Source organism: Sphingomonas sp. BL-S-28, from assembly GCF_055521515.1.
The window spans coordinates 304,920-331,506 of sequence record NZ_CM145484.1; the positions used below are offsets into that span (position 1 = coordinate 304,920).

A 26,587-nucleotide genomic window follows, 5' to 3' on the forward strand; every position below is an offset into this window, starting at 1 on the left:
ACCAGCCCTCTCCCCCACCCGACCACCCATAGGGTACTGTCGTCGGGTGGTCGGGTGGGGGAGAGGGCTGGTGCCGCCAAAATCCGCTGGCAGCGGATTTTCAAACCTTAAAGCGGGTTATCCAGCTTGATGACTTCTTCCTCGCTCGCGCGCTGGGTCGTCTTCAGCTGACGCGGGGCGTTGAAGCTGTCGAGCACCGGCTTGTCGCGGCCGTAGAGGTCGTTGAACGCCGTCAGCTGGCCATCGATCGCGCGCGCGAAAGTGAAGTAAGAGACGTAGACCGGGAAGGTGCGCGTCATTTCCACCTTGGTGTACTGGCCGGAGCGTGAGATGTCGGCCGCTTCGGTCGCAGTCTTCTGCGCCCCCAGGATCGCCATCGTCATACCCAGTTCCACCGCGCGCTCGGTGCGGATGCAGCCGTGGCTGAACGCGCGCACGTCGGCGTTGAAATACTGCTTCGAAGGGGTGTCGTGCAGATAGATGGCATGCGGGTTGGGCATGTCGATCTTCATCAGGCCCAGCGAGTTGCCCGGCCCCGGCTGCTGGACGACGGTGATCACGCCGTCCGCGCTCTTGGTCGCCTTGTATCCGGCCGACTTCGCCCAACCGGGATTGTTCAGCACTTTCGCGCCAAGGCCTTCACCCTTCACGATCGACTGCGGCACTGTCCAGGTGGGATTGAACACCACCGCCGTCACCGTTTCGGCCAGCTGCGGCGTCGCGGTGCGGCCCGGCTTGCCGACCACGGTCTTGTACGTGCGGATGATCTTGTTCTTCACTACGAGGCGAAGCTGGAATTCCGGCACGTTGGTCATCAGGTAAACGTCGCCCAGATCGCGGGCGAGCCAGCGCCAGCGGTCCATGTTCGCCTGAATCAGCGCGCGCTTGGCCTTGTCCGTCACCGGCGTGGCATTGTACGCGGCCTTCAGCGCGGCATAGTCCGGGTTGGTCGGCGCCAGCTGGTCGACCACGCTGGCAACGTCATGGTTCGACAGCGCCTGCGCCATGATCTGCGCCGTGGGCATCACGTCCTGATCGGGATCGACCGCGAACCACTGCACGCGCGCCGTCATCGGCGTGCGGCCGTCGCGAAGATCCTCGATCAGCCAGCCGAACACGCGACTGGCCAGCTGGTCCAGCTCGTCGCCTTCGCCTTTTGCAATGGCCGCCTTGAGCGCGGCAGGCTGGTAGTCGGCCGGAACCAGACCTTCCTTGCCGATATAGCCGATGGTCTGCAGCAGCGCCTTGGCATCCGCCAGCGACCACGACATCACCGGCTCCGCCAGCAACGCATCGTGCTGACCGGGTTGGCCGGGCGCGGGGATGGTAACCGGCACCACCGGCGGCACGCCGCTGGGGGCAGAGGCCGGCCCCGTAGTCGGCGCAGTCGTCGGAACCGAAGAGGGCGTTCCCTTCGTCGTCTTGGGCTGCGATGTCGCGGCGGGCTGCGGCGTCGCCTGCGCGGCGGGCAGGATCGAGGTCGGCGTCGAAAGCTTCTTGGCCTTCGGGGCCGTAGTGCTGTCCGTTTTCTGGGCCACCACGGGCTGCGCCACAAGGCCCGTTGCCGCGACAACCGCCAGCACGCTGCAACCGAACCGCTTCAAACTCGCCATCTTGTCCTGAACCTGTCTGTCATAGAGCCCACGTCGTCATGCATGGGGGAACCGCAGCCGCGAAAAGCGCCGCTGCCGGATAAAACCGCTTTGCCCCCATATAGTGCCCAATTCAAGGATTTCGCCTGACCCTGCGATGAATTGCTTGCGTGCGCGCTTGCAGGGGGCGACAGGCGAACTGCCATGCACGCGCCCGCGCCTTCCTCACCCGCCCACCGCTCGCAAACGCTGCTTGCACGATTTGGGCCCGTGCTCGCGGTGGCAGCCGGTATCGCCACGTTCAGCACGATGGACGCGACGATCAAGGGCGCCTCGCTGGCGGTGGGGGTCTACACCGCGCTGCTGCTGCGCAACCTGTTCGGCACGCTGATGACCGTTCCGCTGTGGCTGGCGGCGGGCAGGCCTACCCCTTCGCGCGCGGTTCTGTCGGTCCATGCCCTGCGCGCAGCGATCACTTCGGCGATGGCTGCGCTCTTTTTCTATGGCCTTGCACGAATTCCTATGGCCGAAGGAATGGCCCTGTCTTTCCTCTCGCCGATCATCGCGCTCTATTTCGCGGCACTGATTCTGGGCGAAAAGATCCGACCGCAGGCCATCCTTGCCTCCCTGCTGGGGGTCGTCGGGGTCGTCGTCATTCTGGCCGGAAAGCTGGGCGGCGGGGAATATTCCGAGCAGGCGGTGCAGGGCACCGCCGCCGTCCTCGTCTCCTCGGTCTTCTATGCGGTGAATCTCGTACTCCAGCGCAAGCAGGCCCTGCTGGCCAAGCCAGTGGAGGTCGCGATGTTCCAGAACCTTGGCGTAACCTTGATTTTCCTTGTTTTTTCGCCGTGGCTGGCGGTCGTTCCCGATCCCCGCAGCCTGGGCCTCATCCTCGCCGGGGCAGCCCTGGCGACCAGCGCATTGCTGTTTCTTTCATGGGGTTACGCCCGCGCCGAGACGCAAGTGCTGCTGCCGATCGAATATACCGGCTTCCTCTGGGCCGCACTGCTGGGCTGGCTGATGTTCGATGAGCGGCTGGGCATTGCCACTGTTGCGGGCACGTTGCTGATCGTTGGCGGCTGCTGGATCGGTGCAAGAAACGCAAGTCACACATCGTAAGTCAGCGGCCAGCCCCCCTTGACCTTAAGGCCCGGAACGCGCATCGGCGGGGCCGCAGACTCCGCTTTGTCGCGATGCAGCACGGCGATCCTTTTCGGGACCTGGCCAGTTCGGTTCCGTGAAGGGGGCCGCGCTATTGGCGACAGGCTCCATACAGAAGGGGATAAGACCCAAATGACCCAGGTCGGACAGGATACGCTCGGTACCCGCAGCACCATGACCGTCGGCGGCAAGGACGTCGCTTACTACTCGCTCAAGAAAGCCTCCGAGAAGCTGGGCGACATCAGCCGCCTGCCGTTCTCGATGAAGGTGCTGCTGGAAAACCTGCTGCGCTTCGAAGACGGCGGCTTCACCGTCTCGACCGATCACGTTCAGGCGGTGGTCGATTGGCAGAAGAACCCCACCACCGGTGAAGAGATCCAGTACCGCCCGGCGCGCGTTCTGCTGCAGGACTTCACCGGCGTGCCCTGCGTGGTGGATCTTGCCGCGATGCGCGACGCGATCGCCAAGCTCGGCGGTGACACCAGCAAGATCAACCCGCTGGTCCCCGTGAACCTCGTGATCGACCACTCGGTCATGGTCGACGAATTCGGTCACCCCAAGGCGTTCGAAGAGAACGTTGAGATCGAATACCAGCGCAACATGGAGCGTTACGACTTCCTCAAGTGGGGCTCCAAGTCGCTCGCCAACTTCTACGCGGTTCCCCCGGGCACCGGCATCTGCCACCAGGTGAACCTGGAAAACATCGCCAAGTCGGTGTGGACCAGCGAAGACCAGAACGGTGAAACCGTTGCCTATCCCGACACTTGCGTCGGCACCGACAGCCACACCACCATGGTCAACGGCCTGGGCGTGCTGGGCTGGGGCGTCGGCGGCATCGAGGCGGAAGCCGCGATGCTCGGGCAGCCGGTCTCGATGCTCATCCCCGAAGTCGTCGGCTTCAAGTTCACCGGCGAGCTGAAGGAAGGCGTCACCGCTACCGACCTCGTGCTCACCTGCACCTCGATGCTGCGCAAGCACGGCGTGGTCGGCCGCTTCGTCGAATACTTCGGCCCCGGCCTTGCCTCGCTGTCGCTGGCCGACCGTGCGACGCTCGCCAACATGGCTCCGGAATACGGCGCCACCTGCGGCTTCTTCGGCATCGACGACAAGACGCTCGACTACCTGCGCCTCACCGGCCGTGAAGAAGAGCAGATCGCCCTCGTCGAAGCCTATGCCAAGGAACAGGGCTTCTGGATGGAAGCCGGCGCTGCCGATCCGATCTTCTCGTCGACCCTCGAACTCGACATCTCGACCGTCGTGCCTTCGCTCGCCGGCCCGAAGCGTCCGCAGGACTGGGTTGCCCTTCCCGACGTCGACGACGTGTTCAACAAGGACATGGCCGAGACCTACAAGAAGTCGGCACAGCGCGTCCCCGTCGAAGGCAAGGACTTCGACATCGGTGACGGCGACGTCATGATCGCCGCCATCACCAGCTGCACCAACACCTCGAACCCGAGCGTGCTGGTCGCCGCCGGTCTCGTCGCCAAGAAGGCCGACGAGCTGGGCCTGAAGCCCAAGCCCTGGGTGAAGACCTCGCTCGCCCCCGGTTCGCAGGTCGTCACCGACTACCTGAACAAGGCCGGCCTGCAGTCGCACCTCGACAACATCGGCTTCAACCTCGTCGGTTACGGCTGCACCACCTGCATCGGCAACTCGGGCCCGCTCGCGGAACCGATCTCGAAGGCGATCAACGAGAACGGCCTGGTCGCCAGCGCCGTCATCTCGGGCAACCGCAACTTCGAAGGCCGCGTCTCGCCGGACGTGCGCGCGAACTTCCTGGCCTCGCCGCCGCTGGTCGTTGCCTACGCTCTGAAGGGCACCGTGGTGGAAGACTTCACCACCACCCCGATCGGCGTCAGCAAGGACGGCACCGACGTGTTCCTCAAGGACATCTGGCCGACCAACAACGAAGTGGCTGAAACCATGGCCACTTGCATGGACCGCCCGATGTTCCAGGCCCGCTATGCCGACGTCTACAAGGGCGACAAGCACTGGCAGGCGATCAACGTCACCGGTTCGGAAACCTACTCGTGGCGCGCCGGTTCGACGTATGTCGCCAACCCGCCGTACTTCGAAGGCCTGGAAATGACCCCGGCGCCGGTGAACGACATCATCGAGGCGAAACCCCTCCTGATCCTCGGCGATTCGATCACCACCGACCACATCTCGCCGGCCGGTTCGATCAAGGCCGACAGCCCGGCGGGCCAGTGGCTGATGGAGCACCAGGTCGCCAAGGCGGACTTCAACTCCTACGGTTCGCGCCGTGGTCACCACGAAGTCATGATGCGCGGCACGTTCGCCAACATCCGCATCCGCAACGAAATGGTCCCCGGCATCGAAGGCGGCATGAGCCGCTTCGGTGAAGAGGTTCTGCCGGTCTACGACGTCGCGCAGAAGTACAAGGAGCAGGGCACGCCGATGGTGGTCGTGGCCGGCAAGGAGTACGGCACCGGTTCGTCGCGCGACTGGGCGGCCAAGGGCACCAACCTGCTCGGCGTCCGCGCCGTGATCGTCGAGAGCTTCGAGCGTATCCACCGTTCGAACCTGGTCGGCATGGGCGTGCTGCCGCTGCAGTTCAAGGATGGCGACACCCGCCAGACCCTGGGCCTGACCGGCGACGACGCCTTCACGATCAAGGGCGTTGCCAGCCTCAAGCCGCGCCAGGACGTGGAAGTCGAAGTGACCCGTCCGGACGGTTCGACCTTCACCTTCACCGCGCTGTGCCGCATCGATACCGCCAACGAAGTGGAATACTTCAACAACGGCGGCATCCTGCAGTACGTGCTGCGCAAGCTGGCCGCCTAAGCGACCAGCCGCCTACCGGCTCAAGAAGGAAGCCCCGTCCCGCCTCGTGCGGGGCGGGGTTTTTCTTTGCTGTGAAAATCCGCTGAAGGCGGATTTTGCGGCACCGGCCCACTCCCCCACCCGACCACCCACGAGTGTATCCTGATGGGTGGTCGGGTGGGGGAGTGGGCCGGTGCCGCATGGAAATGCCGCAGGCATTTCCAACAAACCAAAGAAAAAGGGGCGAGCGCCCCCCGACGCTCACCCCTTTCTCCAGACCGGCCGCCTTGGGTCGGCTCGGCCCGGACCCGCGCCCTCAGGCGGATCCCTTCTTTGCCAACCGCTGACGGCCGATCACGGCAGCAGCGGCGGCGCCGAACAGGATCAGCATCGGCGGCGCGGGGACGTCGTGTGGCGGCGGCGGTGGTGGCGGACCGCCAGACCCACCCGACGTAGAGGAACTGGTGCTGGACGAAGTCGACGAGGAGGTCGAACTCGAAGTGGAGGACGACGTCGACGAAGACGTGGAAGACGAACTCGACGTGCTGGAACTGGTCGAGACATTGCCCGAACTGGACGTGCTGGTCGAAACATCGCCCGAAGTCGAACTGGTCGAGGTGATCCCGCCCGTGGTCGTCGTCGAGGTAATCCCACCCGTCGACGTGGTCGAGGTGACGCCGCCTGTCGATGTCGTTGAAGTCAGGCCACCGGTCGACGAAGAGGACGACGTCGATCCGCCGCTGCTGCTGGAACTGGAACCGCCCGAAGATGTCGAGGTCGATCCGGTCGACGTCGAGGTGGAACTGATGACGACATTGCCGCCGCTCGATCCACCGCCACCGCCGCCGAAGAAACCACCGAAGAAGCCGCCACCGAAGCCACCGCTCGATCCGCCACCGCCGATCACCACAGGTGCCATGCCGCCGCCGGTGGCGACAGGTGCCGACACGGGCGCAGGCGGAATATAGGCCGGCGGCGCTGCCGCGAAGACCGGTTCGATCGGGCTTGGACGCGGAATGTCGCGGCGGGCATGGGCCGGGGCACGCGGAGGAATGACGCGGCGGGCCGGTTTCCTGGTGACTTTCGCCACCTTGGCCTGCTTCAGCTTGTGGTATTCCACGCCGCTCGCCTGCGTTTCCGCAACGTGAACCGCGCCGCCGCCGATGATCGCGCACCCTGCCGCACAGGCAGACAGTTTCGCCAAAGCCATTCGAACCGACATACCGTTTCTCTCTTCGCTCCCTCGGACCTCCCGACAGCGACCAGCGCCGCATCAGACCGACATGCCACTACAAAGCGCAGAGAGGGGTTAAGGGAACAATGCCGTTAACCGGGTTTCAGGACCAGGAAAGCGTTAAATCGCACCCGATTTGACGATCAGATTCAAGACTGTACCGAAGCGGGACTACCGTAAGCCCGGTTTGTAAACAGACCCGACAGTTTTGGCCCCGCTCACGGTGCTGTGCGCGCTCGCGTCAGTCCGCCTGCGAATCGAACAGTCCGCCCTGCCCCGGTTGCTGCGGGGGTGTCATGCCCAGATGCGTCCAGCCCCGATCGTTCAGGCACCGTCCCCGCGCCGTACGGGCAATGAGGCCAAGCTGGATCAGGTAAGGCTCGATCACTTCCTCGATCGTATCGCGCGGTTCGGAAAGCCCCGCCGCCAGCGTCTCCACGCCGACCGGGCCGCCCTTGTAGATATCCGCGATCATCCGGAGATAGCGACGGTCCTGCGCATCGAGCCCGATCGAATCGACTTCCAGCCGCGTCAGCGCATCGTCGGCGATGGCGTGGGTGATCACGTCCGAACCGGCGACATGGGCAAAGTCCCGCACGCGGCGCATCAGACGCCCCGCCACGCGCGGCGTGCCCCGCGAACGGCGCGCGATCTCGGTCGCGCCGCCCTTGTCCATGCCGATGCCCAGCAGGCCCGCGCCGCGGGTAACGACCTTTTCCAGCTCCTCCACAGTGTAGAACTGCAGCCGAACGGGAATGCCGAAACGATCGCGCAGCGGCGTCTGCAGCAGGCCCTGCCGCGTCGTCGCGCCGACTAGCGTGAAGGGAGGCAGGTCGATCCGCACCGAACGCGCAGACGGCCCTTCACCGATGATCAGATCGAGCGCGCGGTCCTCCATCGCCGGATAGAGCACTTCCTCCACCACCGGATTGAGACGGTGGATCTCGTCAATGAACAGCACGTCGCCATGTTCGAGATTGGTCAGCAGCGCCGCCAGATCCCCCGCCTTGGCAATCACCGGCCCGCTGGTGGCGCGAAAGCCCACACCCAGTTCGCGCGCGACGATCTGCGCCAGCGTGGTCTTGCCAAGGCCGGGCGGGCCGAAGAACAGCGTATGATCCATCGCCTCGCGCCGCGACTTGGCGCTTTCGATGAACACGCGAAGGTTGTCCTTCGCCGCCGCCTGCCCGACGAATTCGGCCAAAGTCTTCGGCCGCAACGCCGCATCGGCGTCCTCCGGCTGGCGGGTGGAAGTGAGGATGGGGTTATCGGTCATGAGTTGCCTGTTATCGGAAGTCGCCGGTCCAGCCATTTAATCCATGGGAACGCTATTCCACCGCAGACAACCCCGCCCAGAATCAGAATGCAGAACCATGCCGCGATTTCGTAAAACCAATCGCAAATGGCTGCGGCGAACATGATCGCTATCCCCGCCAAGAATCCGGCGGTGCCTCCAACTGCCATGCAGTTAATAAAAGTGAGTTCTATACGTCTACGCGCGCTGAACGCCGCCGGGATGCCTACCACGATGCAAAACGGCAAAGCCAAGCCAGCAAAACCAAGAGCGAACGGCCATGATATGATGATCAGTCCGATCGTAATGGAGATCGGGCTGGCCAACACGCCAAGGCACATTGCCAATCGTCGCGGCGGTTCGATGGGACCGGCATAACGATCGACGTACATTATCCTGAGGCCCTCTTCAGCGCCACGCGGACAAGGTCGTTGAGCCCGGCATCCTCGCCCAGTTCCTCCACCGCCTTGCCGACCGCCATGCTGGCGACCGCAGGCTTGAAGCCGAGGTTCTGGAGCGCGGAGACGGCATCGGCACTGGAAAATCCGACCGGTGCCGCCACCGCCGCAAGCCCGGGCGCGCCGGGAACCGTGGGCATGCCGCCGGCCTTGTCCTTCAGCTCGTTGACGATACGGCTGGCGAGCTTCGGCCCAACGCCGTTGGCGCGCGCGACCATGGCGCTATCGCCCCCGGCGCAGGCGCGCTGCAATTCCTCGGTGGTCAGCGCCGAAAGGATCGCCAGCGCCACTTTGGAACCCACGCCCTGCACCGCCCTCAGCAGGCGGAACCAGTTACGCTCCGCCCCGCTGGTGAAGCCGATCAGGCGCTGGTCGGTCTCGCTGACCTGCATCTCCGTATGGACCACCACTTTGTCGCCTCGGATGCCGAGGTGATCGAGCGTGCGCGCCGAACAATGGACGAGATAACCGACGCCGTTCACGTCGATAATGGCCCAGTCCGGGCCGGTGTCGTCGAGCAGACCCGAGAGCTTGGCGATCATGGTTTGTTCCCCATGTCATTCCTATGCACGCCGCCCTCTCCCCATGCAAGTGACAAGCCTTGCAAATCCCCTTAAGACGCAGGGCATGGGGGAAACTACGGAGCAGACCGCCGCCGCGCGCCTTTCCGCAGGCTGGATCGCCGCCATCGCGGTGGTCACCGCGGCAGGACTGTTTCTGCGGATACGCGGCTTTTCGCTGTTCGACATCGGCTACTCCGACGAGGTGATGCAGTACCTCGAACAGGCCAATCGCATGGTTACCGGCGCGGGCCTGATCCCCTGGGAAAACCGGGTGGGCCTGCGCAGCGCACTGGTCCCGGAATTGCTGGTTGCACCGGTGGCGCTGGGTCACTGGCTGGCGCCGGGATCGCTCCTTCATCTGGGGCTGGCCCGCGCGTTCTTCATGATCCTGACGCTGATAGCCTTGCCGGCAGCCTGGAAGCTGGGCGCGCTTCATTCGCGCGCGGCGGCGCTGGTGGCTCTGACGGTGGCCGCGCTCTGGTGGGAGAGCGTGTTGTTCAGCGAGTTCATGCTTACCGAAAGCCTGGGCGCCGGGCCGATGCTGCTGGGGGCGGCATTGCTGCTGGCCCCCGGAACGAACCGGCGCACGCTGTTCATCGCCGGGTTGCTGCTAGGCCTTGCCGTGTTCATCCGCCTCCAGCACGTGGCGTTTGCGGCGACGCTGGCGATCCTGACCTTGCGGCTGGATCGGGAACGCTGGCTTCCCGTCATCGCCGGCGGACTGCTGGCCGCGTTGATCGGCGGCATCAGCGATCTGGCCGCCGGGCACATACCCTTTTTCTGGGTCTGGACGACCTACTACCAGAATCTGGGCAACGGGCTGCAGGAGCAGTTCGGCACGCTGCCGCCCACCGCCTATGTCGCGATGCTCTATTCCCACCTGGCTCCCGTAGCGCCGGCGGTGGTTCTGCTTTCGCTGTTCGTGCCGGCGCGATTGCGGCCCCTGCTATGGGCCGCGCTGGTCAATCTCCTTGTCTTCAGCCTGATCGGCCACAAGGAATACCGCTACGTGTGGATGACGCCGCTGACACTGCTGGTGCTGGCCGCCATCGGCTCCACCCGGCTGGCAGAGCGTTACCTTGGGCAAGGTCGGCCGTCGTCCGACGGCGAAAGCCGGTTGAGCCCGCAGGTGATCGGCCTGCTCTGTCTGAGTTGGGCCCTGTGCTCGCTATGGTCCGCGCATGTCACTGGTGGGGCCGGCGCCTTTCGTGGCGGCGGCGACATGGCCGCCTTGGTAGAATCGGCACCAGACCGGAACGCGATCTGCGGCATCGCCCTGCCCTACGAATACAAGAGCCACCTCGTTCCTTCGATGATGGCTCGCCCCCGGCCCTTGACGCTTATTCCCGAAGGCTGGATCGCCGGTCGTGACCCGCTGCCCGCTGCGATCATCGCAAGTTCCAACGCGCTGTTTCTCGCCAAGGACGCACAGATACCCCGCGGCTATCGCAGAATGGCCTGCAAGCCGGGGCCGGACGGATTCCCCTGCCTCTACCAGCGCGCGGGTCGCTGCACCCCGGCTGGCTATTACAGCTATCAGGCGACACTGATCCGGCACCGACTTTAGACCCACGGGGCACAATGCGGATCAGCGGAAAGACGGCCTAATCAGCGGAACGGCGGCCTAGTCATTGGCCTGCTCCGCCTCAGGCACCCGATCCCAAGGGCGATAGTATAGTGCCGCGCAGTTCTCCCGCAGAACGCCGCCCGTCAGAGTCAGATCGTCCTTCCAGGCATCCGCCACGAAATCGAGCGTGGAGAGGTGCCGCGCCTCGAAATACATCGGATGCACATCGTCCCTGCCGGCACCGTAGACGATGCGGTTCACCCCCGCCCAGATCGCCGCCATCGTGCACATGCCGCAGGGCTGGAGCGTGGAGTAGAGCGTCGCCCCCTCTATCCGCATCGACCCGAGCGCCCTGCCCGCCGCGCGGAACGCCTCGATCTCGGCATGGGCGGTGGCGTCGCAGCATTCCTCGGTGCGATTGACACCCGAGGCAATCAGGTGGCCATCCAGCACCACCAGCGCGGCGATGGGGGTATGGGCGGGATCGGCGCCCTTTTCGCTCACGGCGAGGCGGATCGCCTCGGCCATCCAGTGTTCGTCGTCGCGCAGGTCCATGCGCGAACAACGCGCCGCCCTAGCGGTGGCTCCCCAGCATGTTGGCATGGGTGATGGCGACGGCGAGCGCGTCGGAGGCGTCCTCGCCCGCCAGCTTCACGCCGGGCAGCAGCACTTTCAGCATGTGCTGGATCTGCTTCTTGTCGGCCCCGCCGGTGCCGACCAGCGCCTTCTTGATGACCTTGGTGGAATATTCCGCTACCGGCAGCCCCGCGCGGGCGATCGACAGCATCGCCACGCCGCGCGCCTGCCCCAGCTTCAGCGTGGACTGCGGGTTCACGTTGACGAAGACTTCCTCCACCGCGCCCGCATCGGGGCGATGATGCAGGATCACGTCGGTCAGCGCCGCGTCCAGCTCGACCAGACGCTCCGCCATGCCGGCCTTGGCGTCGGTGCGGATCTGCCCGTTGGCGACATGGCTGAGGCGGCTGCCGCTCTTGGCGACGATGCCCCAGCCGGTGCAGGTGAGCCCCGGATCGAGGCCGATGATGATCATGGCGTCAGTACCACATGTCGAAGGGGCCGTTCTCTTCCTCGGCCCCGGCGCGTTCCTGGATCAGACGGGTGTCGAGATCGTGCGCCGAGCGGCCAGGGCAGGTCAGCGTCGCCACGGCACGCTCGCCCTGGGGCCCTTCCAGCACGGCGATGCCCGAATAAGTGCGGCCGGGATTGTCGGTGAGATTGCCGTCCATCCCTTCGAACACGACGTAATGGAAGCGGCCGTTGGTCAGGCGAACATGGCGTTGATAGCCGTTGCCCTGCCCGCGCACGTCACCCTGATGGACGTTCGACCAATCCGGCCGGCTGGCAAGGTCGATCTGCGCCTTGCCGCGCGGACCGTACCGGTAATGCAGCGATGTAGCGTCAGCGCAGAGCGATCCCACCCCGCGCGGGAACGTGCAGGAATAAAGCACCCGCTCGCCCGCCGCGCAGTGATTGGCGACAACCTGCTTGGCAAGCGGCGCAGCGTTCTGCGCAATCGCCGGCCCGGTCGGCGCGAATGCCAGCCAGGCCGTTCCCAGCGCCGCAATGGCCAGCGCCGGGGAAACGATCGCTACACGAAAGCTGGTCAGCCCAGCTTCTCCATGACTTCGTCGGAGATTTCGTAGTTGCCCCAGACGGTCTGGACGTCGTCGTCGTCCTCAAGGGTGTCGACCAGCTTCATCAGCGTGCCGGCGGTGTCGGCATCGACGTCGACGGTCAGGTTGGGCTTCCACGCCAGCTTCACGCCTTCGGCCTCGCCCAGAACCTTTTCCAGTTCGCGGGCGACTTCGTGCAGCGAATCGACCGAAACCCAGATCTGGTGGCTGCCGGGGTTCTCGTCGCCATCGCCCATATCGCTTTCGACATCGTCGGCACCGGCTTCGATCGCGGCTTCGAGGACCTTGTCCTCGTCACCCACGCTGGCGGGGTACTCGATCAGGCCGAGGCGTTCGAAACCGTGCGAAACCGCGCCCGAGGCACCAAGGTTGCCGCCGTTCTTGGAGAACGCGGTGCGCACGTTGGTGGCGGTGCGGTTGCGGTTGTCGGTCAGCGCCTCGACGATGAGGGCAACGCCGCCCGGGCCGTAGCCTTCGTAGCGCACTTCTTCATAGTTCTCGGCATCGCCCTTGCTCGCCTTGTCGATGGCGCGCTGGATGTTGTCCTTGGGCATAGACTGCGCCTTGGCCGCGTTGACGGCGGCGCGCAGGCGGGGGTTCATGTCCGGATCGGGCATGCCCATCTTGGCCGCGACGGTGATTTCGCGGCTGAGCTTGCTGAACTGCGCCGAGCGCTTCTTATCCTGCGCGCCCTTGCGGTGCATGATGTTCTTGAATTTGGAATGGCCTGCCATGGGTTGCGCTCTTGCTTCGCTCGTCTGCCTGCCTGCGGACGAGTCCGCACGGGCCGGAGAATGAGGTCCGGTGAATGATGTGGGGGGCGCCTTACAACAGGCCGGCACCCAAGGGCAACCGGCCCGTTCCGGTGCCGCACAGTGCCAGGTTCCACACGGGACGGGCGCGACGCGCAGGCCCAAAGGATTTTGCAAGGAACATGGGTTAGCACATCGGCCATGGCCACACGGATCGACATCGCCGCCCCTGACCGCCCTCTGCCTCGCGCACTCGACGTGGTGCGGGAGCTTCCCGCGTTCCTGAAGCGCCCGGCCGTGCTTTCGCCTATCGGCTTGCGCTCCCGCTCGGGATGGGCGGCGCTGGGCATAATGGAAGTGCTGCACATCGCCGGGCTATTCCTGGTGGTGCTGCCGCTGATCGGCCTGTGGCAGCAGGCCATGCACCTGCCGGCGCCCGATGCCTTCGACAAGCTGCCCTCTGGCTGGCTGCTGCCGTTCACGGTGCTGATCGCGCCACTGGCGGAAGAGATGGTGTTTCGCGGCTGGCAGACGGGCCGCCCCCGCGCGCTGTGGTTGCTCGGCTGCGCGGGGCTGTTCGCGATTCTTGTGGTGGCCACCAAGGCGATTGCGCCGCTCGTTCTGGCGGCTTCACTGCTGGCGCTGGTGATTGCGGCGCTGACGGGATGGATCGTCCTGCGCAAGCGGGAGACGCCGGCCCGTTATCGCGCAGCCTATCCTGTCGTGTTCTGGATCGTGGCGCTGCTGTTCGCGGGTGTGCACCTGACGAACTATCCCAGCATCTCGGCATGGACGCTGCCGCTGGTGCTGCCGCAGCTGTGGGCCGCGCTGATGCTGGGCTTCACGCGCCAGCGCATCGGCCTGCCCGCCGCGATGCTCCAGCACGCAGGCGCCAATGCGGCGACCATGCTGCTGGTGCATCTTGGGGGGTAAGAATTTACGGCACCGGCCTTCTCCCCCGCCCGACCTCCCCTACCGGGTAGAATTGGGGAGGTCGGGTGGGGGAGAGGGCCGGTGCCGCTTCCGGCCGTGAGGCCGGACAGAATCAGTCGATGCCGAGCGCGGTCTTGTAGGTATCGAGCAGCATGTCCATTTCGCGGCGGTCATCCGGCTTCATCTTACGGATGCGGACGATCTGGCGCATGATCTTGACGTCGTAGCCGACAGCCTTGGCTTCGTTGTAAACGTCGCGGATATCGTCGCCGATGCCCTTCTTTTCTTCTTCGAGGCGCTCGACGCGCTCGATCAGGAGGCGCAGGCGATCGTCGGTGGTTTCGGCCATCGGGTAAAGCTCCGGAATATATCGTGATGAATCTGAGTTGGCGGGCGCTGATAGCGGCTCCCGGGGATTCGGGCAAAGCCGGGGGCTGTGGAAATCCTGTGCGTATCGCGGGATAAGTCCACCGGTCGCCGCCATCGGTTGCCTTGCCCGCCCCCGCCGCCTATCTGGCCCTTGCGGCGACCACGTTCCCGCCTCCCCCCTTCCGGATCGAAGAGCGGAGCTTCAAGACCGGGACGGCCCGGCAACCACGCTTAGGAGGTTGCCCGCAGTCGTGTCCTGGATCGTTCTTGTCATCGCCGGCCTGTTCGAGGTCGTCTGGGCCTCGGCCATGAAGCATTCGGAAGGCTTCACCCGCCTTTGGCCGAGCGTGATCACGATCACCGCGATGTTCGCCAGCTTCGCGCTGCTGGCCTGGGCGATGAAGCGCCTGCCCCTGGGCACGGCCTATATGGTGTGGACCGGCATCGGTGCGCTGGGCGCCTTTGCCGTGGGCATCGCCTTCATGGGCGAATCGGCCAGCCCCCTGCGCCTTGCCGCTGCCGGACTGATCCTGGCAGGGCTGGTCTTGATGAAGCTGGCCAGTTCCTGAGAGTCTGTTTGAAAAATGCCCTGAGAGGGCCGGTGCCGCAAAATTCGCCTTCAGCGAATTTTCAAACAGACTCCGGGCAGCATCAATTGTCGGAGTGAAGACCCGGCCTAGACTCAGTGCCCGCCGCCATTCTTCTTCAGGCTCTCTTCCATCCGCGCCAATTGCTCGGGCGTCGCCTCGCTCTGGAACTTCGCTTTCCATTCATCGAACGGCATGCCGTGGATCACTTCGCGCGCGGCGGCCTTGTCGCCTTCGAAACCGGCATCGCGGATCCAGTCCGCCAGGCAATTGCGGCAGAATCCGGCCAATCCCATCAGATCGATGTTCTCGGCATCGTGGCGCGTCTGCAAATGTTTGACGAGCCGGCGGAAGGCCGATGCCGCAACCGCGTCATCAAGAGCGTCTATAGAGTTGTTTTCGTGCATGGCGCGTCGCTTGGTCCTTGGTTTGTCCGACAGCCTTTGCCATAGGTCGCACCGATACAGGAAGAGGCACACTGACCTTGGCAACCACTCCCCCATTCCGCCGTTCGCCCCACCATCGCGGCATCAAGCGCCAGCGCAAGGTCAAGATCCTTGCCACGCTGGGCCCGGCGAGCCGTGACAAGGAAACCATCGAGAAGCTGCTGAAAGCCGGCGCCGATGCGTTCCGCGTCAACATGAGCCACGGCGATCACGACACGCACCGCGAAACCATCGCCAATATCCGCGCGGTGGAAAAGGATTCGATGCGCCCCATCGCCATCCTGTGCGACCTCCAGGGCCCGAAGCTGCGCGTCGGCACTTTTGCCGAAGGCAAGGTCTTCGTCCGCCACGGCGCCCACTTCACGCTGGACCGCGATCCGACGCCGGGCGACGAAAACCGCGTCTGCCTGCCGCATCCCGAACTGTTCGGCATCCTTGAAAAGGGCCAGCGCCTGCTGATCGACGACGGCAAGCTGCGCTTCGTGGTCATCAAGGCCGATGCCGACAGCATCCTGTGCACCGCCGAAGTGGGCGGCACGATTTCGGACCGCAAGGGCGTGAACGTGCCCGACGCGATCGTCCCCGTCCCGGCGCTGACCGACAAGGACCGCCGCGACCTTTCGTTCGCCGTGGAGCAGGGCGCCGACTGGATCGGCCTCTCCTTCGTGCAGCGCCCCGAGGACGTGGCAGAGGCCCGCCGCCTGATCGGCGGTGCCTGCGCGCTGATGTCGAAGATCGAAAAGCCGGCCGCCGTGCAGTCGATCGACGGCATCATCGAACTGTCGGACGGCATCATGGTCGCGCGCGGCGACCTTGGCGTGGAACTGCTGCCCGAACAGGTGCCGCCGATCCAGAAGCACATCGTCGCCAAGACGCGCGCCAGCGGCAAGCCGGTGGTCGTGGCCACGCAGATGCTGGAATCGATGATCACCAGCCCCTCGCCCACCCGCGCCGAAGTGTCCGACGTTGCCAATGCCGTTTACGACGGTGCCGACGCGGTGATGCTCTCGGCCGAAACCGCCGCCGGCCAGTGGCCGGTGGAAGCGGTGACGATCATGGATCGCATTGCCGTCTCGGTCGAAACCGATTCGACCTATCGCGAGCGTATTCACCTCACCCAGACCCCGCCCGACGCGACGACCGCCGACGCGCTTTCGGCCTCCTGCGCGACGATTGCCGATACCCTGCCGATCGAAGGCATCATCGTCTTCACCGGTTCGGGCGGCTCGGCCCGCCGCGTGGCGCGCGAGCGCCCCGCGGCGCCGATGCTGGTGCTCACCCCGGCCGAAAAGACCGCGCGCCGCCTCGCCCTGCTGTGGGGCGCGCATACGGTGACCACGCGGGACATCGGCAGCTTCGAGGAGATGATCGCCAAGGGCAAGCGCATGGCGCTGCGCCACGGCTTCGGTGCCGCCGGCACCCGCCTTGTGGCCCTGGCCGGCGTGCCGTTCGGCGTGCCGGGTTCGACCAACCTGCTCCACGTCGTGACCCTGACCGGCAACGAACTGGACTGAGGACCCGATGGCGCTTCACACCCTCTGGATCTACGCCGTCGCGGTCTTCCTGCTGAGCGCGACGCCGGGCCCCAACATGCTCCACGTGCTGTCCCGCAGCGTGGAACTGGGCGTGAAGCGCACTCTGGCCACCATGGCGGGCTGCCTGCTGGGTCTCGTCACCCTGCTGGCCGCCTCCGCCGTGGGCCTTGGCGCGCTGCTGCATGCCCTGCCGGGGACTTTCACCGCGCTGCGTATCGCCGGTGCCGGTTATCTGCTGTTCCTTGCGGTCAAGGCATGGCGCGCGCCGGTTTCCGAAGATGACGACATCGCGCAGACGGTGCGGCCCGAAATCTCGTGGCTGGCGCTGCTGCGTGGCGGCTATGCGATCTCGATCAGCAATCCCAAGGCCATCGTTTTTGCGGCGGCCTTCCTGCCGCAGTTCATCGACCCGGCCCGCCCGCAAGCAAGCCAGTTCGCCATTCTGGTGGCGGTCTTCGCGGTGATCGAGGCGTTCTGGTACTCGGTCTACGCGTTCAGCGGCCGAGCGCTCTCGCGCCATCTTGGCAAGGCCGGGGTGAAGCGGGTGTTCAACCGGCTAACCGGCGGGCTGTTCGCCGGTTTCGGCCTGTCGCTGCTGGCGTTTCGGGCGGCCTAAGGCAAAAGATCCTCCCCCACCGGGGGAGGGGGACCACCCGCAGGGTGGTGGAGGGCGCAAGCGCAACGCTGCCGAACCCCCCTCCGTCAGCGCTTCGCGCTGCCACCTCCCCCGAGGGGGGAGGAGCTTAGGTCCCGTCAGACTGCAGGCCGCGCCCCGAACAGCGCACTACCCACGCGCACATGCGTCGCGCCGAGCATGATCGCCGTCTCGAAATCCTCGCTCATGCCCATCGACAGGCCCGACACACCATTGTCCGCCGCGATCTTGGCGAGCAGCGCGAAGAACGGCGCCGCCTCGATCCCCGCCGGCGGCACGCACATCAGGCCGGCCAGCGGAATATCCGCCGCGCGGACTTCGGCCAGCAGCGCGGGCCCTTCGGCAATCGGGCAGCCGCCCTTCTGCTCTTCCGCGCCGATGTTCACCTGCACGAAGCACGGCACCCGGCGGCCCAGCTTGTCCATCGCCTTGGCCAGCGCCGCAACCAGCGAGGGCCGATCGAGCGAGTGGATGCAGTCGAACAGCGCGACGGCTTCCTCGGCCTTGTTGGACTGAAGCTGGCCGACGAGATGCAGCACCACATCAGGATGCGCCTCACGCAGCGCGGGCCACTTGGCCTCGGCTTCCTGCACGCGGTTTTCGCCGAACACGCGCTGGCCCTCGGCGATCAGCGGCAGAATGGCTTCGGCCGGATGGGTCTTGGAAATGGCGACGAGTTCGATCGCCCCGGCCTCACGCCCGGCAATGCTGGCGGCGTGGGCGATGCGGGCGCGAACGGCCTGAAGAGGAGAAGCTGGCTGATCCATGGCGCGCTGCTATAGCGTCCCCGTGCCGAACCGCCAGCCACCTCTTCCTGACATCTGGCTCGTGAGCGACGCACGCAACGACGCCGCGCTCGAAACCGCGCTGGCCCGGCTGCCGCGCGGATCGGGGCTGGTGCTGCGCCATTACCACCTGCCGCCCGCCGAGCGCCGCGCCCGTTTCGCGGTTTTGAAGCGTGTGGCCCGCCGTTTCGGCCACGCCATTGTCTTATCCGGTAGCGCTCACGAGGCCCGGCGATGGGGCGCCGACGGAGCCTACGGCGCGGCAGAAAAACTCACCCGAGGCCCCGCGATCTTGCGCCTCGTCACCGTCCATTCACTGCGCGAACTCGCAAAAGCCCACCGCGCCCGCGCCGATCTGGTGCTGCTCTCGCCGGTCTTCGCCACCCGCTCGCACCCCGGCGCGGCGACCCTCGGCCCGACGCGGTTTCGCCTCATGGCGGCACGCTCGCGAATGCCGGTGATCGCGCTGGGCGGCATGACGCCGCATCGCGCCCGCACTCTGCCCGTCCGCAAATGGGCGGCGATTCAGGCATTTACGTAACCGTTCACAGCCTTGTTCCCGATCCATTCTTGACGACGACTCCCCCGCCGACGCAATATAACGGGCCGAAATCAAGGGAATTTCCAATGGCGACACGGCCCCTCGCACCCGGACGGCGAATCGCCAAGCCGGACTGGCGCGCAGTGCTCAAGCGGTCCTTGCGCCGCGCGGGCGAACTGGGCGGCGCCCTGCTGCTCTTCGCGGCGATGGCCTTCCTCACCCTCGCGCTGCTGAGCTACCACCAGACCGACCCCTCCGCCTCCACCGCTGCCGGCGGCCCGGCGGAGAACTGGATGGGCCCGGTCGGCGCCTGGGTGGCGGAGCGCGTGCTGCTGCTGTTTGGCCCGGTTTCAGCGCTGTTCGTGCCGCTGCTCTACGTTTTCGCCCGCAAGCTCTGGCTGCTGGTGGAGGAAGAGGACAGCGAGATCGAGCATTCGAACCAGCGCTGGTGGCGCCCGGTCTTCGTGCTGGCCCTCGCGATGGTGCTGATCGCCACGGTGCTGAGCCTCGCCTTCCCGCAGGCCGGTGCGACCAGCACCCTGCTCGGCCTCACCTACGTCCAGCCCGGCGGCACCTTGCCCGCATCGATGGGCGGCATTTCCGGCCTGCTCGGCGCCTGGGTGATCGAAACGCTGACCGGCTTCCTGCCCGGAGTCTTCGCCACCTGGGCCGCTTTCGTCATTGCCGTGGTCTGCCTTGGTGGCGGGCTGCTGCTGGCCGGCAGCGTGTTTGCGTGGGACTGGGGCCGGTTGCTGACCCTGCCCGGCCGCATCGGCCGCCTGCCCGCGCGGGACGAGGTATCGCCCCGCACCGCCGAGAAGGAAAAGACGCGCGAGAAGGCACCGAAAGCCCAATCCGCGCCGTTCATGGACGACGATTTCGACGGCGAACCGGCAGCCGCAACCGCTCGCGAGCCCGCCGCCAAGCCGCGCAAGGCGCCCGAAATCAGCGATCCCAAGGCCGCTGCCACCCCCGCGCAGCTCAATATCGGCAATCGTCAGAAGGACATGTTCGACAAGTTCGCGCTGCCGGGCCTCGAACTGCTGAAAGACCCGCCGCCGAACTCGCAGCCGAAGATCGACAAGCTCAGCCTGGAGCGCAATGCGCGCCTGCTGGAAACCGTGCTGGACGACTTCAACGTGAAGGGCGAGATTACCGCCGTGCGCACCGGCCCGGTCGTCACTATGTACGAACTGGAACCGGCGCCGGGCATCAAGTCCAGCCGCGTGATCGGCCTGGCCGACGATATCGCCCGCAATATGTCCGCGATCTCGGCCCGCGTCTCCTCGATCCCCGGCCGCACCGTCATGGGCATCGAACTGCCCAACGCGGACCGCCAGATGGTCTCGTTCAAGGAGATGGTCGCCTCCGAAGCTTTCGCCGAACACAAGGGCATGCTGCCGATCATCCTCGGCAAGGACATCGCCGGCGAGCCGGTGGTGGCGGACCTTGCGACGATGCCGCACTTGCTGGTCGCCGGTACGACGGGCTCCGGTAAGTCGGTGGGTCTCAACACCATCCTGCTCTCGCTGCTCTACCGCCTGACGCCGGCGCAGTGCCGCCTGATCCTGGTCGATCCCAAGGTGCTGGAACTCAAGAGCTACGACGATATTCCGCACTTGCTCTCGCCCGTCGTCACCGAACCGCCCAAGGCCGTGCGCGCGCTGAAGTGGGCGGTGGAGGAAATGGAGCGCCGCTATCGCCAAATGAGCGAGATTTCGGTCCGCAACCTCGCCAGCTTCAACGAGAAAGTCCGCGCCGCCGCCGCCAAGGGCAAGCCGCTGGGCCGCCGCATCCAGATCGGTTTCGACCCGGAGACGGGCGAGGAACTCTACGAAGACCGCCAGCTCGATTACGAGACGCTGCCGCAGATCGTCCTCATCGTCGACGAATTGGCCGACCTTATGGTCACCGTCGGCAAGGAAATCGAAGTGCTGATCCAGCGCCTCTCGCAAAAGAGCCGCGCGGCGGGCATCCACCTGATCATGGCGACGCAGCGCCCCTCGGTCGACGTCATCACCGGCGTCATCAAGGCCAACCTGCCGACCCGCGTGTCCTTCGCCGTCACCAGCCGCATCGACAGCCGCACCATTCTGGGCGAACAGGGTGCCGAGCAGCTGCTCGGCAAGGGCGACATGCTCTACAAGCCCAGCTCCGACCCGGTGAAGCGCGTCCACGGCCCCTTCGTCTCGGACGAGGAAGTCGAACACGTTGCCGATCACTGGCGCGCGCAGGGCAAGCCCGACTATGTCGATGCGGTTACCAACGAGCCGGAAGAAGGCTCGTTCGGCTTCGACGACCTCGACGCCACCGCCTCCGACCAGCCGGAAGAGCGCAAGTACCGTCAGGTGTGCCAGCTGGTGTTCGAGAACCAGAAGGTCTCGGTATCCTGGCTGCAGCGCCAGATGGGCGTGGGCTACAACACCGCTGCCAAGTGGGTCGAGCGCATGGAACAGGACGGCTACGTCGGCCCGGCGAACCATGTCGGCCGGCGCGATATCTACCGCGATGAGAACGGGGCGCCGCTTTAAGGGGGAAAGGATAAGCAGGGGAGCATAGCCCCCTGCACTCCCAATACCGTTTCGGCGGGTGCTGCCGATAGACGGCGCGCCTGTGAGGCAACCTTGCACTACCTAGCTCCTCCCCCACCGGGGGAGGGGGACCGCCCGAAGGGTGGTGGAGGGGGAAAGCACAACGCTGCCGAAAGCCCCCTCCGTCAGCGCTGCGCGCTGCCACCTCCCCCGAGGGGGGAGGATCTTGCCTTTCCTTTACTTCTCGTCCGGGTCCTGCACCTTGAACGGATCGGACTTGCCCGGCTTCAACGGCAACGGCGGACGCGGCAATTCTACATCCGAATTGGCCGCCTGCCACAGCATCCCCGCCATGATCGTCGCCGCCTGACGGATATCGTCCACCTTCATGTGATCGACGGTATCGATGCTCGAATGGTGCACGCGGCTGCCATAATCGAGCGGGTCCTGCACGAACTGGTACGCCGGCAAGCCCACCGCCTGCATGTACTGGTGATCGGTACCGCCGGTCCTGCCGGCCACCACCTCGGTCGCCCCCATCGAGGCGAAGGGCTTCAGCCACTTCTCCAGCGTCGGGATCGCCGCAATGTTGCCCTCGCCATAGATGCCGCGGATCTTGCCGGAACCGTTGTCGAGGTTGAAATAGGCCTTCATGTCCGCATAGCCCGGCTTGGTGGTGATCGGCCATGCCAAGGGCCAGCGCACCATCCGGTCGAGGCCAGAGACGTTCGGATCGAGCCCGCGCGTCGCCATGTGCTGTTCGATATAGGCGATCGATCCCAGCAGGCCCTGTTCCTCGCCCGACCACAGAGCAAAGCGGATCGTGCGGCGGGGCTTGGGCATCTTGGAGAGGATGCGCGCGGCTTCCATCACCACCACACTGCCCGCGCCGTTATCGCTGGCGCCATCACCGGCGATCCAACTGTCGAAGTGGCCGCCCGCCATCACATAGCCCGCCTTGGGATCGCGGCCCGGAATGTCGGCAATGACGTTGGCGTCGTCGAGGTTGCTGCGATCGAACCGCGCGGCGATCGCCATTTCCATCGCCGGTACTTTGCCGGTCACTTCCAGCCGGGCGAGACGGCGATAGTCCTCGGCCGCCAGTTCCATGAACGGCAGCACCAATTGCTGATCCGGCGCAAGATTGTAACCTTCGCCATGCACCAATCCAGCGTCGCGGTAACTGATCCGGACCATGCCCACCGCGCCTTCGGACTTCAGGAATTCCGACAGCTCTTTGACAAACAACATCCGCTGCACGAAATGAATATCGCGGTCGTTTTCGTCCGCCGGCAGGTCAAAATGATCGTCCTTTGAAATCTCCGCCGCATCCAGACGGCGGAACGCCGCCTTGTCGGGCTCGCTGCCGGTGCCGGGCAGGCTGACCATGACGATCTTGCCCGCCAGCTTGCCGCGCCACGCGTCGAAATGCTCCTTCTTGCTCATCGGCGCCAGGATCACCGGCGCGCGCAAGGTGCCCGAAGTCGCCGGCGACCACGCCACCGGGATCGAACGCATCACCAGCCCGCGCGGCGAGACCATAGAGGCCGACCACGAATCGAGGTTCCAGGCCATGCCGAAGCGGAACGGCTCCTTGTGAACGTTCGTCAGGCCATAGCCGCTGAACTTGGCCATGGCCCAGGCCTGCGCCTTCTCCAGATTTTCGGAGTGCGAAAGGCGCGGGCCGATGCCGTCCATCAGCTCGGAGGCATTGGCCATCGCCTCGCTGTGGCTGAGCCCTTCGGCAATCACCTTGTCGATCTGGGCATCGGTGGACTGCGCCCCCGCCATCGACAGCGGGACCGTCACCAGAGCCGCAGCCCCGGCCAGAAGAAACGCACGCATTGGATTACCCCCTTGAAATTACGCAATTATGGGGCTCTGACAGGCCCCCGCTGGCCGAAAGGAAGCGGGATTGACGGGCAAGGTCAAGCCATCCCAACGCCAGCCTTACAATTGCCCGCCAATACCCCTACCCTGTCGCCCTAACGGCAACCCAAGTTCCCGCCCCCCGAAAGGACCCGATGCAAGATCACTCCCAGGCATTCCTGCTGCGCGACGGCTTCCTGCTGCTCGGCACCGCGCTTGCCTTCGTCCTGCTGTTCCGCCGCCTGGGGCTGGGTGCCACGCTGGGGTATTTGCTGGCGGGCGCGATCCTTGGGCCGTTCATCCTGAACCTTGTCGGCGATCCCGAAAACAAGCTGGGCATCGCCGAACTCGGCATCACCTTCCTGCTGTTCATCGTCGGGCTGGAACTGGCGCCCCGGCGGCTATGGCGGATGCGCAGCGAGATTTTCGGGCTGGGCCTGCTGCAAGTCACGCTCTGCGGCCTGGCGATCACGGCGGTGATCTATTACTCCACCGGCTTCAGCATTGCCGCATCGCTGGCACTGGGTCTGCCGCTGGGCCTGTCCTCTACCGCGCAGGTCTTGCCGCTGCTGCAAAGCGAAGGCCGCCTGCATACGCCATTTGGCGAGCGATCCTTCGCGATCCTGCTGTTTCAGGATCTGTCGATTATCCCGCTGATCACGATCATCGCCGCGATGAACCGCAATCCGCACCTGCCCGCAGGCCCTCCGGGCTGGATTCTGGTGCTGGAGACGCTGGCCGCGATTGTCGGCCTGATCCTGGCCGGCCGCTTCGTGATCCGCCCGCTGTTCCGCCTGATCGGCAACTTGGGCGAGCGCGAGATGTTCGTCTTCGCCGCGCTGTTCACGGTGATCGCGTCAGCCGCGCTGATGCAGTCGCTGGGCCTCTCCACCGCGCTGGGCGCTTTCATCGCCGGCGTCATGCTGGCCGATACGCCCTATCGCCATGAACTGGAAGCGGACGTGGAGCCGTTCCGCACGCTGCTGCTAGGCCTGTTCTTCATGTCCGTGGGCATGATGCTGGACCTTTCCGCCATTGCCGAGCGGCCGCTGTTCGTCGCCACCATGGCCCTCGCGCTGATCGCGGTGAAGAGCGGGGTGATCTTCCTGATCGGCCTGGCCTTCCGCATGAACTGGCGCAGCGCGCTGGCGCTGGGCCTGTTGTTGAGCCAGGGCGGCGAATTCGGCTTCGTGCTGTTCGCGCAGGCACGGGACGCCTGGCTGATCGACCCCAGCGCCGCCAGCCTGTTCAGCGCCATCGTCACGCTGTCGATGGTCACCACCCCGTTCCTGATGATGGCCACCGCCCGCGTCCGCGAGATGCCCACGAGCAAGGAAACCCGCGAGGGCCCGCGCAAGGACGGCGCCCGCGCGCTGGTGGTCGGTTATGGCCGCTTCGGCCAGACCGTGGCGCAAGTGCTGATCGCCGCCGAGATCGAAGTGACGCTGATCGACACCGATATCGAGATGATCGACGTCGCCGGTGGCTTCGGCGCGAAAGTGTGGTTCGGCGACGGCACCCGGATCGACCTGCTGCGGCAGGCGGGCGCGGGTGAGGCGAAGATGATCGTCTTCTGCATCGATGGCGACCAGCTTTCCGAAAGCTTCCTCCACGGCGTGCACGAGGCTTTCCCCGAAGCCCGCATCATGGCCCGCGTCTTCGACCGGCGCACGATGATCCGGCTGATGGACGCGCCGGTCACGTTCATGGTGCGCGAAGTGATGGAATCCGCCGTCTCCATGGCGCGCGAGGCGCTGGAGGACTTGGGCCTCTCGGGCGAGCAGATCGACAATGCCGAAAGCATGTACCGCGCCAGCGACAAGGAGCGCCTGTCGATCCAGTACGAAACCGGCGACATCCGCGCCGCGCGGGATCGCATCATCACACAGGACCTGCGCGACGCGCATTGAGGTTGTCCTCCCCGGCACGGGGAGGGGGACCGCCCGAAGGGTGGTGGAGGGGACTCGCGGTTTACGCAAACTTCGCATGAGAACGCGCCTCCCCTCCGTCAGTCGCTTCGCGACTGCCACCTCCCCGTGCCGGGGAGGACATACGCGGCCTTCTCCCATGATCCTCTAATCGCGATGAAATCCCGTCCTGCCGGTGTATTCCATCGCGCACGAGAATCTTTTGCGGAGTCGAAACGATGCGCATCGGAACCGTCCGGGAAATCAAGAACCACGAATATCGCGTCGGCCTGACGCCGGAGAGCGTGTGCGAACTCGTAGCCCACGGGCATGAGGTCTGGGTCGAGAAAGGCGCCGGCCTCGGCATCGGCGCCAGCGACGATGCCTATGCGAAGCAGGGCGCGACGCTGGTCGACACCGCCGCCGAAATCTTCGCGGGCTGCGAGATGATCGTGAAGGTGAAGGAGCCGCAACCCGCTGAGCGCGCGATGCTGCGCGAGGGGCAGATCCTGTTCACCTACCTCCACCTCGCGCCCGATCCGGAGCAGACGGCGGATTTGGTGAAGTCGGGCGTGACCGCCATCGCCTATGAGACGGTGACCGGCCCGGGCGGCCAGCTGCCGCTGCTGAAGCCGATGAGCCAGGTGGCCGGCCGCATGTCGATACAGGCGGGGGCGACGGCGCTGGAGAAGGCGCATGGCGGGCGGGGCGTGCTGCTGGGCGGCGTGCCCGGCGTGATGCCGGGCAAAGTCGCGGTGATCGGCGGCGGCGTGGTGGGCTTCAACGCCGCGCAGATGGCCGTGGGCCTGGGCGCCGACGTGACCATTCTCGACCGTAATCCGGACGTGCTGGAACGGCTGGGCATCCACTTCGAAGCCCGCGCCAAGACGCGTTTTTCCAGCAACGCCAACCTGGCCGAGAGCGTTGCCGAGGCGGACCTCGTCATCGGCGCGGTGCTGATCCCCGGCGCCGCCGCGCCAAAGCTGGTCAGCCGCGCAATGCTGAAGACGATGAAAACCGGCGCGGTGCTGGTGGACGTCGCCATCGATCAGGGCGGCTGCTTCGAAACCAGCCACCCCACCACCCACGCCGATCCAACTTTCGTGGTGGAGGGCGTGGTGCATTACTGCGTCGCCAACATGCCCGGCGCCGTCGCTCGCACCAGCACTTACGCGCTGAACAACGTGACGCTGCCGCATGCTCTCGCCATCGCGAACCTCGGCTGGAAGGCCGCCCTCAAGGCCGATCCTCACTTGGCGGCGGGCCTCAACGTCCACGCCGGCCACGTAACTTTCGAAGCCGTGGCGACCGAACTGGGCTACGTGCACATATCTACAGATAGTCTGCTGCGGTAATTTTTGCCTAGCTG

At 65.5% G+C, this 26,587-nt stretch carries 24 protein-coding genes; 12 read left to right on the forward strand and 12 right to left on the reverse strand.

Annotated features, from left to right (window positions below; genetic code table 11):
- Positions 1-107: 107 nt before the first annotated feature.
- Positions 108-1,613, reverse strand: a complete 1,506-nt coding sequence (locus ACZ1JC_RS10170) for a L,D-transpeptidase family protein (protein WP_465136972.1) — start codon at positions 1,611-1,613, stop codon at positions 108-110.
- A gap of 183 nt (positions 1,614-1,796) precedes the next feature.
- Here ACZ1JC_RS10170 and ACZ1JC_RS10175 point away from each other — a divergent pair, with 183 nt between their 5' ends.
- The 3 genes from ACZ1JC_RS10175 (at position 1,797) to ACZ1JC_RS10185 (ending at position 6,505) form a co-directional block, all read left to right on the forward strand.
- Positions 1,797-2,711, forward strand: a complete 915-nt coding sequence (locus tag ACZ1JC_RS10175; RefSeq protein ID WP_465136971.1) for a DMT family transporter — start codon at positions 1,797-1,799, stop codon at positions 2,709-2,711.
- Between the two features lie 174 nt (positions 2,712-2,885).
- Positions 2,886-5,558, forward strand: a complete 2,673-nt coding sequence (acnA, locus tag ACZ1JC_RS10180) for an aconitate hydratase AcnA (protein ID WP_465136970.1) — start codon at positions 2,886-2,888, stop codon at positions 5,556-5,558.
- 443 nt (positions 5,559-6,001) lie between these two features.
- Positions 6,002-6,505: a hypothetical protein gene (locus ACZ1JC_RS10185; RefSeq protein ID WP_465136969.1), complete on the forward strand. Its 504-nt coding sequence runs from the start codon at positions 6,002-6,004 to the stop codon at positions 6,503-6,505.
- A gap of 507 nt (positions 6,506-7,012) precedes the next feature.
- Here the strand turns inward: ACZ1JC_RS10185 and ruvB are convergent.
- Genes ruvB through ruvA form a run of 3 tightly spaced genes read right to left on the reverse strand, consistent with a single transcriptional unit; the run spans position 7,013 to position 9,065 of the window.
- Positions 7,013-8,047 carry a Holliday junction branch migration DNA helicase RuvB gene (gene ruvB, locus ACZ1JC_RS10190; RefSeq protein ID WP_465136968.1) on the reverse strand — a complete coding sequence of 345 codons (1,035 nt, stop codon included), beginning with the start codon at positions 8,045-8,047 and terminating at the stop codon, positions 7,013-7,015.
- The gene (locus ACZ1JC_RS10195) at positions 8,044-8,457 is read right to left on the reverse strand and encodes a hypothetical protein (RefSeq protein ID WP_465136967.1); all 414 of its coding nucleotides are present in this window, start codon (positions 8,455-8,457) and stop codon (positions 8,044-8,046) included. The genes ruvB and ACZ1JC_RS10195 overlap by 4 nt, the downstream gene beginning before the upstream one ends.
- Complete coding sequence (gene ruvA / locus ACZ1JC_RS10200) at positions 8,457-9,065, reverse strand: Holliday junction branch migration protein RuvA (RefSeq protein WP_465136966.1); 609 nt, start codon at positions 9,063-9,065, stop codon at positions 8,457-8,459. The genes ACZ1JC_RS10195 and ruvA overlap by 1 nt, the downstream gene beginning before the upstream one ends.
- 85 nt (positions 9,066-9,150) lie before the next feature.
- Between ruvA and ACZ1JC_RS10205 the strand changes: the two genes are divergently transcribed.
- Positions 9,151-10,653: a glycosyltransferase family protein gene (locus ACZ1JC_RS10205; protein ID WP_465136965.1), complete on the forward strand. Its 1,503-nt coding sequence runs from the start codon at positions 9,151-9,153 to the stop codon at positions 10,651-10,653.
- 57 nt (positions 10,654-10,710) lie between these two features.
- Here the strand turns inward: ACZ1JC_RS10205 and ACZ1JC_RS10210 are convergent, their stop codons facing one another.
- The 4 genes from ACZ1JC_RS10210 to ACZ1JC_RS10225 form a co-directional block, all read right to left on the reverse strand.
- Positions 10,711-11,208 carry a nucleoside deaminase gene (locus ACZ1JC_RS10210; protein ID WP_465136964.1) on the reverse strand — a complete coding sequence of 166 codons (498 nt, stop codon included), beginning with the start codon at positions 11,206-11,208 and terminating at the stop codon, positions 10,711-10,713.
- A gap of 19 nt (positions 11,209-11,227) precedes the next feature.
- The gene (ruvC, locus tag ACZ1JC_RS10215; protein ID WP_086492366.1) at positions 11,228-11,704 is read right to left on the reverse strand and encodes a crossover junction endodeoxyribonuclease RuvC; all 477 of its coding nucleotides are present in this window, start codon (positions 11,702-11,704) and stop codon (positions 11,228-11,230) included.
- Positions 11,705-11,708: 4 nt separating this feature from the next.
- Positions 11,709-12,122: a hypothetical protein gene (locus ACZ1JC_RS10220; protein WP_465136963.1), complete on the reverse strand. Its 414-nt coding sequence runs from the start codon at positions 12,120-12,122 to the stop codon at positions 11,709-11,711.
- A 155-nt stretch (positions 12,123-12,277) separates the two neighbouring features.
- Entirely contained in the window at positions 12,278-13,042 is a 765-nt protein-coding gene (locus tag ACZ1JC_RS10225; protein WP_132468669.1) for a YebC/PmpR family DNA-binding transcriptional regulator, read from the reverse strand.
- Positions 13,043-13,261: 219 nt separating this feature from the next.
- Between ACZ1JC_RS10225 and ACZ1JC_RS10230 the strand changes: the two genes are divergently transcribed.
- Complete coding sequence (locus ACZ1JC_RS10230) at positions 13,262-13,993, forward strand: CPBP family glutamic-type intramembrane protease (protein ID WP_465136962.1); 732 nt, start codon at positions 13,262-13,264, stop codon at positions 13,991-13,993.
- A 112-nt stretch (positions 13,994-14,105) separates the two neighbouring features.
- On the opposite strand, the gene ACZ1JC_RS10235 is transcribed toward ACZ1JC_RS10230, so the two are convergent.
- A complete protein-coding gene (locus ACZ1JC_RS10235; protein ID WP_142636167.1) occupies positions 14,106-14,342 on the reverse strand; it encodes a DUF2312 domain-containing protein in 237 nt (78 codons plus the stop codon).
- 271 nt (positions 14,343-14,613) lie between these two features.
- On the opposite strand from ACZ1JC_RS10235, the gene sugE reads away from it, so the two are divergent.
- Positions 14,614-14,931, forward strand: coding sequence for a quaternary ammonium compound efflux SMR transporter SugE (gene sugE, locus ACZ1JC_RS10240; RefSeq protein ID WP_465136961.1), 318 nt, complete (start codon positions 14,614-14,616; stop codon positions 14,929-14,931).
- Between the two features lie 113 nt (positions 14,932-15,044).
- On the opposite strand, the gene ACZ1JC_RS10245 is transcribed toward sugE, so the two are convergent.
- A complete protein-coding gene (locus ACZ1JC_RS10245; protein WP_465136960.1) occupies positions 15,045-15,356 on the reverse strand; it encodes a DUF1244 domain-containing protein in 312 nt (103 codons plus the stop codon).
- A gap of 77 nt (positions 15,357-15,433) precedes the next feature.
- On the opposite strand from ACZ1JC_RS10245, the gene pyk reads away from it, so the two are divergent.
- Both pyk and ACZ1JC_RS10255 read left to right on the forward strand, forming a co-directional pair.
- Positions 15,434-16,909: a pyruvate kinase gene (pyk, locus tag ACZ1JC_RS10250; RefSeq protein ID WP_465136959.1), complete on the forward strand. Its 1,476-nt coding sequence runs from the start codon at positions 15,434-15,436 to the stop codon at positions 16,907-16,909.
- Positions 16,910-16,916: 7 nt separating this feature from the next.
- Positions 16,917-17,546 carry a LysE family translocator gene (locus tag ACZ1JC_RS10255; RefSeq protein ID WP_465136958.1) on the forward strand — a complete coding sequence of 210 codons (630 nt, stop codon included), beginning with the start codon at positions 16,917-16,919 and terminating at the stop codon, positions 17,544-17,546.
- Positions 17,547-17,683: 137 nt separating this feature from the next.
- Here the strand turns inward: ACZ1JC_RS10255 and ACZ1JC_RS10260 are convergent, their stop codons facing one another.
- On the reverse strand, positions 17,684-18,352 hold the full coding sequence (locus ACZ1JC_RS10260; protein ID WP_465136957.1) for a YggS family pyridoxal phosphate-dependent enzyme: 669 nt from the start codon (positions 18,350-18,352) through the stop codon (positions 17,684-17,686).
- On the opposite strand from ACZ1JC_RS10260, the gene ACZ1JC_RS10265 reads away from it, so the two are divergent.
- Complete coding sequence (locus tag ACZ1JC_RS10265) at positions 18,351-18,911, forward strand: thiamine phosphate synthase (RefSeq protein WP_465136956.1); 561 nt, start codon at positions 18,351-18,353, stop codon at positions 18,909-18,911. The genes ACZ1JC_RS10260 and ACZ1JC_RS10265 overlap by 2 nt on opposite strands.
- Before the next feature lie 86 nt (positions 18,912-18,997).
- A complete protein-coding gene (locus ACZ1JC_RS10270; protein WP_465136955.1) occupies positions 18,998-21,442 on the forward strand; it encodes a DNA translocase FtsK in 2,445 nt (814 codons plus the stop codon).
- 237 nt (positions 21,443-21,679) lie between these two features.
- Here ACZ1JC_RS10270 and ACZ1JC_RS10275 read toward each other — a convergent pair whose 3' ends face one another.
- Positions 21,680-23,287 (reverse strand): M20/M25/M40 family metallo-hydrolase, encoded by a 1,608-nt coding sequence (locus tag ACZ1JC_RS10275; protein ID WP_465136954.1) that lies wholly within the window; start codon positions 23,285-23,287, stop codon positions 21,680-21,682.
- Positions 23,288-23,466: 179 nt separating this feature from the next.
- Between ACZ1JC_RS10275 and ACZ1JC_RS10280 the strand changes: the two genes are divergently transcribed.
- Entirely contained in the window at positions 23,467-25,221 is a 1,755-nt protein-coding gene (locus ACZ1JC_RS10280) for a cation:proton antiporter domain-containing protein (RefSeq protein WP_465136953.1), read from the forward strand.
- A 236-nt stretch (positions 25,222-25,457) separates the two neighbouring features.
- Positions 25,458-26,573, forward strand: a complete 1,116-nt coding sequence (gene ald, locus ACZ1JC_RS10285; RefSeq protein WP_465136952.1) for an alanine dehydrogenase — start codon at positions 25,458-25,460, stop codon at positions 26,571-26,573.
- Positions 26,574-26,587: the final 14 nt, after the last annotated feature.